The 15503-nt window shown below is 70.5% G+C and carries 12 protein-coding genes; 9 read left to right on the top strand and 3 right to left on the bottom strand.

The window, feature by feature from the left end:
* The first annotated feature begins 20 nt into the window (after nucleotides 1-20).
* Nucleotides 21-2249, top strand: coding sequence for a DNA helicase PcrA (gene pcrA, locus ACBJ59_RS47710; RefSeq protein WP_375116727.1), 2229 nt, complete (start codon nucleotides 21-23; stop codon nucleotides 2247-2249).
* An 89-nt stretch (nucleotides 2250-2338) separates the two neighbouring features.
* Here the strand turns inward: pcrA and ACBJ59_RS47705 are convergent, their stop codons facing one another.
* The 3 genes from ACBJ59_RS47705 to ACBJ59_RS47695 form a co-directional block, all read right to left on the bottom strand.
* Nucleotides 2339-3304: a L,D-transpeptidase gene (locus ACBJ59_RS47705; RefSeq protein WP_375116666.1), complete on the bottom strand. Its 966-nt coding sequence runs from the start codon at nucleotides 3302-3304 to the stop codon at nucleotides 2339-2341.
* Between the two features lie 154 nt (nucleotides 3305-3458).
* The gene (locus ACBJ59_RS47700) at nucleotides 3459-4091 is read right to left on the bottom strand and encodes a response regulator transcription factor (RefSeq protein ID WP_103960783.1); all 633 of its coding nucleotides are present in this window, start codon (nucleotides 4089-4091) and stop codon (nucleotides 3459-3461) included.
* On the bottom strand, nucleotides 4088-5296 hold the full coding sequence (locus ACBJ59_RS47695; protein ID WP_375116665.1) for a PspC domain-containing protein: 1209 nt from the start codon (nucleotides 5294-5296) through the stop codon (nucleotides 4088-4090). The genes ACBJ59_RS47700 and ACBJ59_RS47695 overlap by 4 nt, the downstream gene beginning before the upstream one ends.
* Before the next feature lie 114 nt (nucleotides 5297-5410).
* Here ACBJ59_RS47695 and ACBJ59_RS47690 point away from each other — a divergent pair, with 114 nt between their 5' ends.
* The 8 genes from ACBJ59_RS47690 to ACBJ59_RS47655 all read left to right on the top strand — a co-directional run bounded on the left by ACBJ59_RS47690 (nucleotide 5411) and on the right by ACBJ59_RS47655 (nucleotide 15502).
* A complete protein-coding gene (locus ACBJ59_RS47690; protein WP_375116664.1) occupies nucleotides 5411-6991 on the top strand; it encodes a PspC domain-containing protein in 1581 nt (526 codons plus the stop codon).
* A complete protein-coding gene (locus ACBJ59_RS47685) occupies nucleotides 6981-7190 on the top strand; it encodes a hypothetical protein (RefSeq protein WP_375116663.1) in 210 nt (69 codons plus the stop codon). The genes ACBJ59_RS47690 and ACBJ59_RS47685 overlap by 11 nt, the downstream gene beginning before the upstream one ends.
* 83 nt (nucleotides 7191-7273) lie before the next feature.
* The gene (locus ACBJ59_RS47680; protein ID WP_364112765.1) at nucleotides 7274-7756 is read left to right on the top strand and encodes a (2Fe-2S)-binding protein; all 483 of its coding nucleotides are present in this window, start codon (nucleotides 7274-7276) and stop codon (nucleotides 7754-7756) included.
* Nucleotides 7753-10095 (top strand): xanthine dehydrogenase family protein molybdopterin-binding subunit, encoded by a 2343-nt coding sequence (locus tag ACBJ59_RS47675; protein ID WP_375116662.1) that lies wholly within the window; start codon nucleotides 7753-7755, stop codon nucleotides 10093-10095. Before ACBJ59_RS47680 ends, ACBJ59_RS47675 begins: the two co-directional genes overlap by 4 nt.
* Complete coding sequence (locus ACBJ59_RS47670) at nucleotides 10092-10946, top strand: FAD binding domain-containing protein (RefSeq protein ID WP_375116661.1); 855 nt, start codon at nucleotides 10092-10094, stop codon at nucleotides 10944-10946. The genes ACBJ59_RS47675 and ACBJ59_RS47670 overlap by 4 nt, the downstream gene beginning before the upstream one ends.
* A gap of 76 nt (nucleotides 10947-11022) precedes the next feature.
* Nucleotides 11023-11724 carry an SRPBCC family protein gene (locus tag ACBJ59_RS47665; protein WP_375116660.1) on the top strand — a complete coding sequence of 234 codons (702 nt, stop codon included), beginning with the start codon at nucleotides 11023-11025 and terminating at the stop codon, nucleotides 11722-11724.
* A gap of 92 nt (nucleotides 11725-11816) precedes the next feature.
* Complete coding sequence (locus ACBJ59_RS47660; protein ID WP_375116659.1) at nucleotides 11817-14447, top strand: CDP-glycerol:glycerophosphate glycerophosphotransferase; 2631 nt, start codon at nucleotides 11817-11819, stop codon at nucleotides 14445-14447.
* Entirely contained in the window at nucleotides 14444-15502 is a 1059-nt protein-coding gene (locus tag ACBJ59_RS47655; protein WP_375116658.1) for a glycosyltransferase, read from the top strand. The genes ACBJ59_RS47660 and ACBJ59_RS47655 overlap by 4 nt, the downstream gene beginning before the upstream one ends.
* Nucleotide 15503 lies beyond the last annotated feature (1 nt).

Raw genomic sequence — 15503 nt, 5'->3', positions numbered from 1 at the left:
AAGTCTCTGTTGACCACCCTTTGCTCGATGGCCTCAACCCGCAGCAGCGGGAGGCCGTGATCCATCATGGCAGTCCGCTGCTCATCGTGGCGGGGGCGGGTTCCGGGAAGACGCGGGTGCTCACACACCGCATCGCCTATCTGCTGGCCGAGCGCGAGGTGCATCCGGGCGAGATCCTGGCGATCACCTTCACCAACAAGGCCGCCAAGGAGATGAAGGAGCGCATCGACAAGCTGGTCGGGCCGCGTTCCAAGGCGATGTGGGTGATGACGTTCCACAGCGCCTGCATGCGCATCCTGCGGCGCGAGGCCAAGCGGCTGGGGTTCCCGTCGAGCTTCTCGATCTACGACCAGGCCGACTCGCAGCGGCTCATGGCGATGGTCTGCCGGGAGATGGAGCTCGACCCGAAGCGCTACCCGCCGCGTTCGTTCTCGGCGCAGGTCAGCAACTTCAAGAACGAGCTGATCGACTACGAGACGGCGATCGACCGGGCGGGCTCGCACCTGGAGAAGACGCTCGCGCAGGCATACAAGGCCTACCAGCTCAAGCTGACCGAGGCCGGCGCGATGGACTTCGACGACATCATCATGAACACGGTGACGTTGTTCCAGCTCTTCCCGGACGTGGCGGAGCACTACCGGATGCGGTTCAGGCACGTGCTGGTGGACGAATACCAGGACACCAACCACGCCCAATACATCCTGATCAGGGAGCTCGTCGGGCATCCCGAGCTGCGAACGAACGACGGCGAGCTGGTGCGCTCGGGCGCCAACATGTCCGAGTTGTGCGTGGTGGGCGACGCCGACCAGTCCATCTACGCCTTCCGGGGCGCGACGATCCGCAACATCCTGGAGTTCGAGCGCGACTACCCGGACGCCCGCACGATCCTCCTGGAGCAGAACTACCGCTCCACCCAGAACATCCTGGCCGCCGCCAACGCCGTGATCGCGCGCAACGAGTCGCGCAAGCCGAAGAACCTCTGGTCCGACCAGGGCGACGGGCCCCTGATCGTGGGCTACGTGGCCGACAACGAGCACGACGAGGCCATGTTCGTGGCCCAGGAGGTCGACCGGCTCAGCGACGAGGAGGACGTCAAGCCGAGCGACGTCGCGGTCTTCTACCGGACCAACGCGGCCTCCCGCGTGTTCGAGGAGATCTTCATCCGCACCGGCCTGCCCTACAAGGTGGTCGGGGGCGTGCGCTTCTACGAGCGCAAGGAGGTCAAGGACCTGCTGGCCTACCTGCGGGTGCTGGCCAACCCGGCCGACGTGGTGTCCATGCGGCGCATTCTCAACGTGCCCAAGCGCGGCATCGGCGACCGGGCCGAGGCGATGATCGAGGCGCTGTCGTCGCGCGAGGGCATCACGTTCTGGGACGCGCTGCGGCGGGCCGACGAGGCGTACGGCATGGCCACCCGCTCGCTCAACGCGGTCCGCGAGTTCGTCGCCATGATCGACGAGCTGATCGCCAAGGCCGAGGGCGTGCCGCCGTCCACGCTGGCCGAGGAGATCCTCGTGGCCACCGGCTACCGCGCCGAACTGGAGGCCTCGGAGGACCCGCAGGACGAGTCGCGCCTGGAAAACCTCAACGAGCTCGTCTCCGTCGCCTCCGAGTTCGAGGAGGCCAACCCGGAGGGGACGCTGGTGGAGTTCCTGGAGCAGGTGTCGCTGGTGGCCGACGCCGACCAGATCCCCGACGCCGAGGGCGGGCAGGGAGTCGTCACGCTGATGACCCTGCACACCGCCAAGGGCCTGGAGTTCCCGGTCGTGTTCCTGACGGCCATGGAGGACGGCGTGTTCCCGCACATCCGGTCCCTGGGCGAGCCCAAGGAGCTGGAGGAGGAGCGGCGGCTGGCCTACGTCGGCATCACCAGGGCGCAGCAGCGCCTCTACCTCACCCGGGCGGCCGTCCGCAGTTCCTGGGGGGCGCCGTCGTTCAATCCCGCCTCGCGGTTCGTCAACGAGGTGCCGGGGCAGCTCATCGACTGGCGCACCGATCCGGAGAAGTCCGCCTGGAGCGCGGCCACGCGCCGCGAGCCGGCCGCGCGGCAGGCGCCGGCGGCGAAGAGCGCGGGCGGGCGCAAGGTGCCCTCCCTGACGCCCGGCGACCGGGTCACGCACGACGCGTTCGGCCTGGGCACGGTGGTGTCCGTGGACGGGGTGGCGGAGAAGACCAAGGTCAAGATCGACTTCGGGAGCGGCGGGGAGAAGACTCTGCTGCTGGCGTACGCGCCGCTGGAGAAGCTCTGAGCGGAAAAGAAAGGGGGCCGCTCCCCCTCCTCAGGTGAGCGGCCCCGGTTCCGGAACGGTCGGCGCCTCAGGCCGCCGTTCCTGGAGGGTCAGCTCTTCAGGGCGCTGCCCTTCTGCCACTGGGTCCAGTTGAGCTGCCAGTAGCTCCAGCCGTTGTTCCACTGGAGCTTGCGCTTGGTGCCGGTGATCTTCACGACGTCACCGCGCTGGGCGATCGTGTAGAACCACTTGGCCCCGGCGGGGGTGGCGCGGACGCAGCCGTGGCTCTGGTTGGAGCGGCCGAGATACTGGTAGTAGCCGGCGCTCTGGTGGACGTACTCACCGCTGTCGGAGATGCGCACCGCCCACGGGATCTCCTCCTTGTAGTAGCGCGGGTCCTTCGGATCCGTCACGCCCATCCAGGAGGAGGTCATGGTCTCGACGGCCTTCTTGCCCATGGTGAGGTGGGTGCCGCTGGTGGTGAGGTAGACGTCCACGCCGTTCCTGATCAGCCCGCCCTTGCCGGCGCTGATCGGGATCTTCTTGGCCAGCTTGCCGTTGCGGTAGACCTTCATCGTGTGCTTGCGCGTGTCGACCACGGAGATGTGCTTCGCGCCGACGGCGAACCTGCGGGAGACGTTCTTGGCGGCCGTGTTCCCGGGCAGCTCGGACAGCCGCGCGGTGAAGAGCACCTTCTGGTACGGCTTCCAGTACGTCTTCGTCCGGTAGATGACCTTGCGCTTCGACACCCAGCGCCAGGCGCCCTCGACCGGCTCCTCCGGCTCGACCTCCAGCAGCGCCTCGACGGCGGCCTTGTCTTTGACGTCACGGTCGAACGTGACGATGATCGGGAACCCGACGCCCACCTTCTCGGTCTTCTCCCCCATGGGGGTGATGTCGGCGATGCCGAGCTTGACCTTCTTCGCCGGGGCGGCGACGGCGGCGGCAAGAGGTGCGGCGGCCTGGCTGGTCGCGGGGGCGGCCTGAGCTCGCGGGACGGGTACGCTCTCCGCCGCGCAGGCCGTTGCGGCGAGCAGTGCGACCAGTGCCGGAAGCATCCGGGTGACGCGCTTCAAAGGGGTTACTCCTGGACTTAGTGCTTCGACTACCTCCTTGTGTGACTATTGGGGCCGATGATTCGTGGGCCAAATGCCCATAACTATCTTGTAACGGTCCAAATTCGCCCGAATACGGGCAGCGCACACCCGCCGAACCCCGCGGGTGACGGCGTCAGACCAGACGGCGGGCGGTGGCCCAGCGGGACAGCTCGTGCCGGTTGGAGAGCTGGAGCTTGCGCAGCACCGACGACACGTGGGTCTCGACGGTCTTGACCGAGATGAACAGCTCCTTGGCGATCTCCTTGTACGCGTACCCGCGCGCGATCAGCCGCAGCACCTCCCGCTCCCGCTGGGTCAGCGAGTCGAGCTCGGGGTCGATCGACGGCGCCTCCGACGAGGCGAACGCGTCCAGCACGAACCCCGCCAGCCGCGGCGAGAAGACCGCGTCCCCGTCGGCCACCCGGCGGATGGCGTCGGTCAGCTCCTTGCCGCTGATGTTCTTGGTCACGTAGCCGCGGGCGCCGCCCCTGATCACGCCGATGACGTCCTCGGCGGCGTCGGAGACCGACAGTGCCAGGAAGCGGACCTGGGAGCCGGCGCCCAGGACGCGGCGCAGCACCTCCTGGCCGCCGCCCCCGGGCATGTGCACGTCCAGCAGGACCACGTCGGGCTGGTGCTCGGCGATCGCCTTGACCGCCGTCTCCACGTCCTCGGCCTCGCCCACCACCTCGATCGAGTCGCCGAGCTCGGCGCGCACGCCCGAGCGGAACAGCCGGTGATCATCGACGATCAGTACGCGCGTCATGCCTTCTCCACCTTCATCGTCAACATCACTTCCGTGCCCTCGCCCGGCTCGGTGCGTACGCGGGCCGTGCCTCCGTGACGTTCCATTCTCCCGATGATGGACTCCCTGATCCCCATCCGGTCGAGCGGCACCGCCTCGAAGTCGAAGCCCTTACCCCGATCCTTCACGAAAATCGTGACCTCTTCACCCTCAACTTCGGCGTACACGGAAATAGACGGACTTTCAGAGTATTTGGCTGCGTTGACCATCGCCTGCCTGGACGCCTTCAGCATGGCCGCCAGCTTGCCCGCCGCGTCGAGGGGGATGTCGCCGACGCAGACGACCTCGATCGGCACCCCGTGCGCATCCTCCTCCTCGGCCGCGATCCGGCGTACGGCGGCCGCCACCGTCGCGTCGGCGTCCTGGGCCGGCTGGTAGAGCCAGTTGCGCAGCTCGCGCTCCTGGGAGCGGGCCAGGCGGGCGACCTCGCGCGGGTCGTGGGCGACCCGCTGGATCAGCGTGAGGGTGTGCAGCACCGAGTCGTGCACCATGGCGGCCACCTCGGCCCGCTCCTCCTGCCTGATGCGCTCGCGCCGCTCCAGCTGCAGCTCTTTCCACAGGCCGGCCAGCCAGGGGGCGGCGATGACGGCCAGGCCGCCGACCACCACGATGGTGAACAGCAGCCCCGGCCGGGCCTGGGCCAGCTCGCCCTGGGAGTAGAGGAAGCCGACCGCCCCGATCACGACGAGGACGACGCCGAGCAGCGTACGGACCCGGTTCTTCCGCATGCCGAACGCCGCGCCGCTCATCCAGCTCCTGCGGCGCTCCGGATCGGCCTGTTGCCAGAGGATCAGCGCACCGATCCCGCCCACCGCGAACGGCAACATGCCGATCCCGCCCTTGGAGGCCCCCGTCAGCCAGCCGAAGGCGAGCAGCGCCACCCCGATCGCGCTGAACGCGGCGAGCTGGCTCCAGTCCCGCTGCGGCGGCGGCCCCTGGTACGGCTGCCGCGGCGTCAGCATCCACAACACCGCGTACGCCACCACGCCGATCCCGTCGACGACGGTGAGCAGCACGAACATGAGCCTGATCACCACCGGATCAAGCTTGAGCTGCGTCGCCAGCCCCTGGGCGACACCGCCGAGCAGGCGCCCCTCAATGGGGCGCATCATCCGGCGGTAGGGCCTGTCGCCGCTCTGTTCGGCGAGTGTCTTCTGGTCAGCCATAACATGGCCATAGTCACACGTCGGGGGCGTCACGGGCATCAGGGAACAACCCCCGGGTCGGGTCAGGGGTGTCCCGGATGCGAGCACACCACGCGTAGGTCCACGATGGTACGCATGACAGAAGTTCCGCCCAGGCAACCGGCCGCTCCTCCGCGCGTGCTGCGCCGCAGCAGCGAGGGGCGCTTCCTCATGGGAGTGTGCGCGGGCCTCGGGCGGCACACCGGCATCGACCCGGTGGTGTTCCGCGTGGGCTTCGCGGTGCTGCTGCTCGGCTCCGGCATCGGGCTGTTCCTCTACCTGGCGGCGTTCCTGCTGATGAAGGAGCCGAACGGGCGCCCGGGGATCATCGAGCAGTGGACACGGCGCGACTTCGACGCCGAGGCCGTGATGGCGCTGCTGACGGCGGTGCTGGCGTTCGGGCTGGCGATCAACCTGGCGTCCGTGTGGCTCGACACGGGGACGCTGGTGGTGGGGGTGTTCCTGGCCGTGTCGCTGCTGGCCGCGCACTCCAACGGGGTGGACCTGCTCGGGGTGGCCAGGTCGATGCCCGAGCGGCTGAGCCGGCGGCGGGGCGAGGAGCCCTCGATGGCCTTCTACGAGACCGCGGAGCCGGCTCCGCCCGTACGCGCCCCGGCCCCGCCGGCGGCCGGCCCGGCGACCGTGCCGCCCATGCGCGAGCCCGCCCCGGCCAGGACCGGCGAGCCGGTCGACGCGCCCCTGCGGCACGCGGAGACGCCCGCCCCGCAGGCGGCGGCTCCCGTCGAGGAGGCCGCACCGGTCGAGGAGCGGGCGCCGGTCCAGGACGCCACACCCCTCCAGGAGGCCGCGCCGGTCCAGGAGGTTGCACCCCTCCAGGAGGAGCGGGTGTCGCCGGAGGCGGTGACCGCGGAGCACGCGGTGCCACCGCACCGCCGGCCCGCCTCCTACCGCCCCGAGCCCCCGACTGCCGTCGACTACTCCAGCTATGGCGAGCCCTTCGCGCCGAACGGCCCCTACCAGCCGCTCGACCCCGCCAGAAGGGCCGGCTACCCGTCCTACGACCCCGTCCTGTACGGCCTCCCGGTCACCAGGCGGGAGCGCCGGCCCAAGTCGTACATCGGCGCCATCACCATCCTGCTGGCAATCATCATTGGAGGGATCGTCGTGGCCGTCCAAGCCAGGTCGGCCACCGGAGTGAGCCCGACCATCGTCGGCGGCGCCATGCTCATCACCATCGGCGCCGGCCTGCTCGTCGCCGCCTGGTGGGGACGCGGCGCCGGTCTGGTGGCCGCGGGCACCGCGGTCGCGGTGATCGTCGCCGTGGGGCTGATGCTCGGTGGCCTGCCCAAGAACATCGGTCCGGCCGAATGGGCCCCGACCAGCCCCGCCGAGGCCGGCCGGCTCTACGACGTGGGGCTCGGCGACGGCCTGCTGGACCTGTCGGAGCTGGAGCTGACAGCGGGATCGAGGGTGACGTTCAACGCCGCGGTCTCGGCGGGCGAGCTCGTGGTGATCGTGCCGCCGGAGGCGAGGGTCGAGGTGCACGCCACCAACAAGATCGGCGACATCACGCTCGACCGGTCGCTCAAGGGCGGCGTGGACGTGCGCTTCGACAAGGTGCTGGAGCCCGAGGTGAAGCCGGAGGGCAAGGTCACGACCATTGTGCTGAACCTGAGGGGCGGCCTCGGCGACATGGAGGTGCGGCGTGCCGCGTGACGTCGAGCGACCCCGGCCCCGGCGCCTGCACAGGACGGACTGGATGGCCCTGCTGAGCGGCGCGCTCTTCATCGTTCTGGGCATTCTGGTAGTGACCCGCGCGATCACGGATCCCCTGGTCCTGGTCGGTGTCATGGTGCTGGGACTGGCCTTCGCGGGGCTGGTGGCGATCATCGCGCGGGTGGTCCGCGGTAAGTAACCCGCGACGCAACCCTTGACCGGGAAAAACACCGGCGTACGTTCGGAGTGTCCGCCTTTCCCCCTGCTCCTGAGGGAGGACGTATGCCCCGAATCACCGTCACCGTCGACGGGATCAAGTATGAGGAGGACGTCGAGCCGCGACTCCTTCTCGTCCACCTACTAAGAGAACGGCTGGGCAGGACCGGCACCCCCGTCGGTTGTGACACCAGCAACTGCGGCGCCTGCACGGTCATGCTCGACGGAAAGAGCGTCAAGAGCTGCTCGGTGCTCGCGGTGCAGGCCGACGGCTGCGACGTCGTCACGATCGAGGGCCTGGGCGCCAACGGGTCGATGCACCCGATGCAGCAGGCCTTCCACGAAGAGCACGCGCTGCAGTGCGGCTACTGCACGCCCGGCATGGTCATGGCCGCGATAGATCTGCTCAGGGACGATCCGGATCCGTCGGAGGAGACGATCAGGCAGGGTCTGGAGGGCAACCTCTGCCGCTGCACCGGATACTGCAACATCGTGCGCGCCGTACGCAGGGGCGCGCAGGAGATGGGTCAGGCGGTGAGCACCTCATGACCGTCCAGGAGGTGGGCCGGCCGCGCAGGCGCAAGGAGGACGCCAGGCTGCTCACGGGGCGCACGCAGTGGACGGACAACCTTTCGCGGCCGGGCATGCTGCACGTGATGTTCCTGCGCAGCCCGATGGCGCACGCCAGGATCACCGGGGTCGACGTGTCGGGGGCGCGCGGCCTGCCGGGGGTGGTGGCGGCCTTCAGCGGCCAGGACTTCGCCGCCGAGCAGGGCAGCCTGCCGTGCGCGTGGCCGGTGAGCGAGGACATCGTCATCCCGGACCACCCGCCGATGGCCGTCTCCGAGGTGCGGTACGTGGGCGAGGCCGTGGCCTGCGTGATCGCGACCGACCGCTACCGCGCGGCCGACGCGCTGGAGGCCATCGAGGTCGACTACGAGCCGCTGCCCGCGGTCCTCGACATGAACGCGGCGCTGTCCCAGGACAGCCCGAAGGTGCACGAGGCCGGCAACAAGGCCTACAGCGCCACGATCACCTCGGGTGACATCGAGGCCGCGTTCAGGGACGCGCCCGTCGTCATCGACCGGACCTACATCCAGCAGCGGCTCATCCCCAGCGCGATGGAGCCGCGGGCGGTCCTGGCCGACACGGACGGCGAGTCGTTCACGATGTGGACGTCCACGCAGATCCCGCACGTGCTGCGGGTCATGCTGGCCGTGGTGACCGGCATCCCCGAGCACCACATCCGGGTGATCGCGCCCGACGTGGGCGGCGGGTTCGGTTCGAAGCTGCAGGTCACCGCGGAGGAGGTGCTCTGCCTGCTGATCGCCCGCAAGCTCGGCAGGCCGGTCAAGTGGACCGAGACCCGCTCCGAGGGCAACCTGACCGTGCACCACGGCCGCGACCAGATCCAGCACATCCGGCTGGCCGCCGACGCCGACGGCCGGATCCGGGGGCTCCAGGTGAACCTGCTGGCCGACATGGGCGCCTACCTCATGCTGGTCACGCCGGGCATCCCGCTGCTGGGCGCGCAGATGTTCAACGCGATCTACAAGATGGACGCGTACGAGTTCGGCTGCACGGGTGTGTTCACCACCAAGATGCCCACGGACGCCTACCGGGGCGCGGGCCGTCCCGAGGCCACGTTCGGCATCGAGCGGGTGATGGACGAGCTGGCCGCCGAGCTGAAGATGGATCCGGTGGAGGTGCGCAGGCGCAACTGGATCAAGCACGAGGAGTTCCCGTACACCACGATCTCCGGGCTGACGTACGACTCGGGCAACTACGAGGCGGCCACCGAGCGGGCGCTGTCGATGTTCGGCTACGACAAGCTGCGCGCGGAACAGGCCGACCGGCGTGACAGGGGCGACCCGGTGCAGCTCGGGATCGGCGTCAGCACGTACACGGAGATGTGCGGCCTGGCGCCGTCCAGGATGCTCGGCGAGGCCAACTACGGCGCGGGCGGCTGGGAGCACGGCGCGGTGCGCATGCTGCCGACGGGCAAGGTCGAGGTCATCACCGGCACCTCGCCGCACGGGCAGGGCCATGTGACGGCGTGGAGCCAGATCGTGGCCGACGCGCTGGGCGTGCCGTTCGAGGACATCACGGTGCTGCACGGCGACACGGCGATCGCGCACAAGGGCATGGACACCTATGGCTCGCGCTCGCTGGTCGTCGGCGGCATCGCGGTGCTGAAGGCGTGCGACAAGGTCAAGGACAAGGCCCGCAGGCTGGCCGCGCACGTGCTGGAGTGCTCGCCCGACGACCTGGAGTTCGAGGCCGGGGCGTTCAAGGTGCGCGGCACGGACTCGCAGAAGACCATCCAGGAGCTGGCCTACGCCGCGTTCACGGCGCACGACCTGCCCGAGGGCGTGGAGGCGAGGCTCGACTCCGACGCCACGTTCGACCCGGAGAACTACTCCTTCCCGCACGGCACCCACCTGTGCGCGGTGGAGGTGGACACCGAGACGGGCATGGTGAAGATCCGCTCGTACGTGGCGGTGGACGACATCGGCAAGGTCGTCAACCCGCTGATCGTGGAGGGCCAGCTGCACGGCGGCATCGCGCAGGGCATCGCGCAGGCGCTGTTCGAGGAGGCCGTCTACGACGCCGACGGCAACCTGCTGACCGCCACGATGGCCGACTACCTGCTGCCGTCGGCCGCCGACCTGCCGGGGTTCAGCCTCGACAGGACCGAGTCCCCGGCGACCAGCAACCCGCTGGGCGTCAAGGGCGTCGGCGAGGCGGGCACGATCGCCTCCACCCCGGCCGTGGTGAACGCCATCGTGGACGCCCTGCGCCGGCACGGCATCCACGACGTCCAGATGCCGTGCACGCCCGAACGCATCTGGCGCGCCCTGGCGGAGCAGGAAGGAGTGCGGCAATGATCCCCGCGCAGTTCGACTACGTGCGCCCGGACTCGATCGCCGAGGCGTGCCAGGCGCTGGCCTCCGACGAGGACGCCAAGGTCCTGGCCGGCGGGCAGTCGCTGATGCCGCTGCTGCGGATGCGGCTGACGTACCCGTCGAAGCTGGTCGATGTCGGCCGGCTGGCCGAGCTGAAGGGCGTGCACGACCGCGGCGACCACGTCTACATCGGCGCGATGGCCACGCACGACGAGGTCATGCGCTCCCCGGTGGTGACCTCCGGCTGCCCGCTGGTGGCGCTGGCCGCGGCGCACGTGGCCGATCCGGCCATCAGGCACCGGGGCACGTTCGGCGGTTCGCTGGCCCACGCGGATCCGGCGGGTGACCTGCCCGCCGTGGCGCTGGCGCTGGATGCCGTGCTCGTGGCCGCCTCGGCGCGGGGCGAGCGCGAGATCCCGGCCGCCGAGTTCTTCGTCGACTACCTGGAGACGTCGCTGGAGCAGGGCGAGATCCTGGCCGGGGTGAAGATCCCGAAGCTGGGCGCGGGCTGGGGCTTCCACTACGAGAAGTTCCGCAGGACCGCGCAGGCGTGGGCCATCGTCGGGGTGGCGGCGGCCGTCAGGCGCTCCAACGGCTCGATCGCCGAGGCCCGGATCGGGCTGACGAACATGGCGCCGACGCCGGTGCGCGCCCGCGCCACCGAGTCCGCCCTGACGGGCGTGGAGCTGGGCGACCAGGTACGGCAGGCGTGCGACGAGGCGGCGGAGGGTACCTCCCCGTCCGCCGACCTGAACGCGCAGCCGGACTACCGCCGGCATCTGGCCAGGGTCCTGACCCACCGCGCGGTACGCACGGCGGCCGGATCCCCCTGAGGTCGGTGGGGGCGCCTCTTCCGGGGCGCCCCCACCCCGGCATAGGGTCACAGGCATCGGGTAAAGGAGCGAATCGATGGCGATGCGGTTCGAGCACGAGTTCACTGTTCCCGTTCCGATCGAGCAGGCCTGGGCCGTGTTGCTCGACGTCGAGCGGGTCGCGCCATGCCTGCCCGGGGCGACGCTGGACATCTTCGAGGGCGACGAGTTCACCGGGCGGATGAAGGTCAAGGTCGGCCCGATCACGGTCACCTATCGCGGCTCGGCCAGGTTCGAGGACGTGGACAAGGACTCCTACTCGCTGGCCATCCAGGCGTCGGGCAAGGAGGCCCGGGGCTCGGGCACGGTCTCCGCCACGGTCAGGGCGCGCATGCAGCCGCGCGACGAGGCCACGCTGGTGACCGTGGAGACGACGTTCAACGTCACCGGCCGGCCCGCCCAGTTCGGCAGGGGCGTGATGGCCGAGGTGGGCGGCAAGCTCATCGAGAGGTTCGCCGGCAACCTGGCCGATCTGCTCTCCGAGCCCACGGTCGAGGCGGTCGCCCCGCAGGAGGGCGCGCCGGCGCAGGAGGAGGAGCGGCACCTGAGCGCGGTGCCGGCGCCCGAGCAGGAGGGGCGGCCCGCGGGCACGCAGCGCACGTCGCGCACGCCCGACGAGGAGGCGCTCGACCTGCTGGAGATCGCCGGGCAGCCGCTGCTCAAGCGGCTGGCGCCGATCGCGGGCGCGGTCGTGGCGCTGCTGTTCATCGCCTGGGTGATTCGTCGGCTTATGCGGTGATTTTCGGCAAATAGTCAATCAAGTCCGGACACTTCCCCCGACCTGGGGGAAGTGCCATTCCCGCGGATAGGTCTATCTACGGGGGACTTGTGATGCCGGACTGCACCGTTGTCGTCATCACGTATAACGACGCGGCCCGCCTGCCCAGGGCCGTACGTTCCGTGCTCCGGCAGTCGCTGCGCGACCTCGAAGTGATCATCGCCGACGACGCCAGCACGGACGGCACGCCGGAGGTGGCCAGGCGGCTCGCGCAGGCCGATCCGCGGGTGCGCTACCTGCGCAGGCCGGTCAACAGCGGCGGCTGCGGGGCGCCGCGCAACGACGGGATCGACGCCGCCGCCGCGCCGTACATCATGTTCCTGGACAGCGACGACGAGCTGCCCAGGCACGCGTGCAAGAGCCTGCTCGCCGAGATCGAGCGGACCGGGGCCGAGTTCGTGTCGGGGCAGATCTCGCGGCTGTTCGAGTCGAACGGGCGGCTGCAGCCGTACTACCCGTCGTTGTTCGCCAGGCGGCGTGTGGTCGAGGGCATCCGGGAGGAGCCGGAGCTGTTCCTCGACTGCTTCAGCACCAACAAGCTCTACGACGTGGGCTGGCTGCGGGCCCGCGCGCTGCGCTTCCCCGAGGACATCCACTACGAGGACCACGTCTTCGCCGCCGAGCTGTACGCGGTGGCGCGCAGGTTCGCGATCGTGCCGTGGACGGTCTACCACTGGCACCGGGCGCGCACGAACGAGTCGATCTCGCTGAGCATCGACGACCTGGAGAACGTGCGGCAGCGGGTGATCGCGGCCCGGCTGAGCGACGACATCCTGCGCGACTACGGCGCCGCCGACCTGGTGCCGCACCGGCAGTACCGGTTCGTCCGCCAGGACCTGCGCGTCTACCTCAACCCGCTGCCTCTGCGGGACCTGGTGTGGACCAAGGAGTTCGCCTCAGTGGTGCGGCCGTACCTGGAGGAGATCCCCGACGAGGTGTTCGAGCGGATCGACCCGCTGGACCGGGTCTGCTGCCGGCTCATCCTGGACGACCGGATCGAGGACCTGCGGGTGGCGGCGGGCTCGCTGACCGGACCGCGGGCCGCGCCGCGCGCGGCCGTGCAGCTCGACGGCCGGACGTACTGGGGCACGTCGGCCTCCCCCGGCCTGGACATCACGAAGCTGCGGCTGGCCGAGCTGCCCTTCACCGCCTCCCGGCTGCGGCACGAGGTGGCGAGCCTGTCCTCCGACGGCGAGCGGGTGCGGATGACCGTGCGCACCTACGACCCGTTCGGCGCGCTGCCGCCGGAGTGGACGGCGTTCCTGCAGCTCGGCAAGGAGCGGATCCCCATCGAGCCGGAGCCGTCGAACGGGGGCGGATACCTCAGCGAGGTCACGTTCAGGCCCTCGGGCAAGTGCGACCCGCGCATCGGCTTCACCCGGACCTCCGACGGGCACACCACGACCGACCGGATCATCGTCGATCCCCGCACCGAGCCGATCGAGCTGCCCGGGTGCACGCTCAAGGCCGAGGGGTACACGGCGTACCTGTGCGTGCGTCCCGACTCCATCCCGCAGTCGGTGTGGCGGCGGGTCAGGCGGCGGCTGATGAGGCACTTGAACACGCCGGCGAACAAGCTGCGGGCGTACAAGGTGATGATCAGGGTGCTGCCGCGCCGCCCGGACCTCGCGCTGTTCGAGTCGGACGTCGGCAAGGGCTACAGCGGCAGCCCGCGGGCCATCTACGAGGAGGTGCGGCGGCGCGGCCTGCCGATCGAGGCGGTCTGGTCGGTGGCCAAGGGCCGCCGGAACTTCCCCTCCGACGTCCGCCTCGTCCGCCGGGGCAGCTGGCGCTACATCTACACGATGGCCAGGGCCGGCATCTGGGTGGACAGCCACGGCTTCCCGCTGGACTATCCCAAGCCCCGCGGCACCCGATACCTGCAGACGTGGCACGGGCAGGGGATCAAGTCGATCGGGTTCGACGCGCCCGACCTGCGCGGCGACTTCGACAAGCCGCGGGCGCAGTGGCGGGCCGCGGTCGCCCGGTGGGACGCGCTGGTCTCGCCGAGCGCGGAGTTCTCGCGGGTGTTCCTGCCGTCGAACGGCTACTCGGGCAAGGTGTACAGGTGCGGGACGCCCCGGTGCGACGCGCTCGTGCGGGCCGAGCCGTCGGGCGAGGTGCGCAGGCGGCTGGAGATCCCGCCCGGGCGGCAGGTCCTGCTCTACGCGCCCACGTACCGGGACCGGGTGAAGGGCAGCGGCCAGTCCGTACGGGTGGACCTGGAGCTCATGGCCGACGAACTGGCCGACGACTGGGTGGTGATCCTGCGTACGCACCCGGTCGAGCGCTACAGCCCGCCCGAGCACCTCAGGCACTTCGTCCGCTCCGCCGCGTCGTACCCGGAGATCAACGACCTGATGCTGGCCTCGGACGCGCTGCTGACCGACTACTCCTCCGTCATGTGCGACTACGCACTGACCGGCAAGCCGATGCTGTTCTTCGTCGACGACTGGGACGACTACCGCCTCTCGGAGCGCGGCGTCTACCACGACCTGCCCGCCATCGCCCCGGGCCCGTGCCTCTCGACGACCGGGGACCTGATCGCCGCGCTGCGCGAGCTGCCGGCCGTGCACGAGTCCTACGCCGAGCGGTACGCGGCCTTCCGCGACCTGTGGTGCGCCGACGAGCGCGGCGACGCGGCGGCCAGGATCGTGGCCGACTTCTTCGAGGAGACCCGATGACCGTCGTCTTCACCTGCCTGGACGCCGACAGGCTCGGCGGCGTCCAGCAGGTCACCCACACCCTGGCCCAGGGCCTGGCCCGGCGCGGGCACGACGTGCACGTGATCGGGCTGCAACGCGCCGCCGCCCCGTTCAGGTACGTCGAGCGCCCCCTCTACCGCCGGCACGTCATCAGCCGCCGGCCCGCGCGGGGCACGCTCGCCCGCAGGCGGGCCGACCGGCGGCTGCAGGAGCTGCTCGGCGCCGTCGGGCCGGGTTACGCGATCATGACCTCGCCGTCCGTGGTGGCCCGGCTGTCGGGGCTGCTGCCGGACACGCTGCGGCCAATCGGGCAGTACCACGGCTCGTACGACCACGCCCGCGGCTGCTGGCACCTGGCCTCGATCCGGCGCCACTACCCCGGCCTCGAACAGTCCGTCTTCCTCAGCGAGGACGACGCCTGGCTGTTCTCCGAGCACGCGCTGCTGCCCAACGCGGGCGCGCTGCCGAACCCGCTGGCGGACTGGCCGGAGGAGATGTCGGCGCTGGAGTCGCCGCGCGTGCTCGGCGTGGGCCGGCTGGAGGGGGTCAAGCGGTTCGACCGGCTGATCAGCGCGTTCGCCCGCTCGGGCGCGCCCCCGCCGTGGGAGCTGCACCTCATCGGGGACGGCGGCGAGCTGGAGCGGCTGCGCGCGCACGCGGACCGGGAGGGCGTGGGCGGCCGCGTGGTGTTCAGGGGGCTGGTGCCCGCCGCGCGGATGCCGGCCGAGTACCTCGCGGCCTCGGTCCTGGGGCTGACCAGCGAGCACGAGGGCCTGCCGATCGTGCTGCTGGAGTCGGGGGCGCACGGGGTGCCGGCGGTGGCGTTCGACGTGTCGGGAGGCGTGCGCTCGGCCGGGCCGGTGCTGGTGCCGCCGGGCGACGTGGACGCGTTCGGGGCGGAGCTGGCGCGGCTGATCGGGGACGAGGAGGAGCGGCGGCGCCTGGGGGCCGACGCCCGGGCACGGGCCGAGGCGTTCCGCCTCGACCACGTGCTGGACCGATGGGAGTCGATGTTCGCCCACATCGAGCGCTAGA

Source organism: Nonomuraea sp. MTCD27, assembly GCF_041950495.1.
In the GTDB taxonomy this organism is placed as follows: Bacteria; Actinomycetota; Actinomycetes; order Streptosporangiales; family Streptosporangiaceae; genus Nonomuraea.
This window is presented reverse-complemented; position numbering and strand designations above follow the sequence as displayed.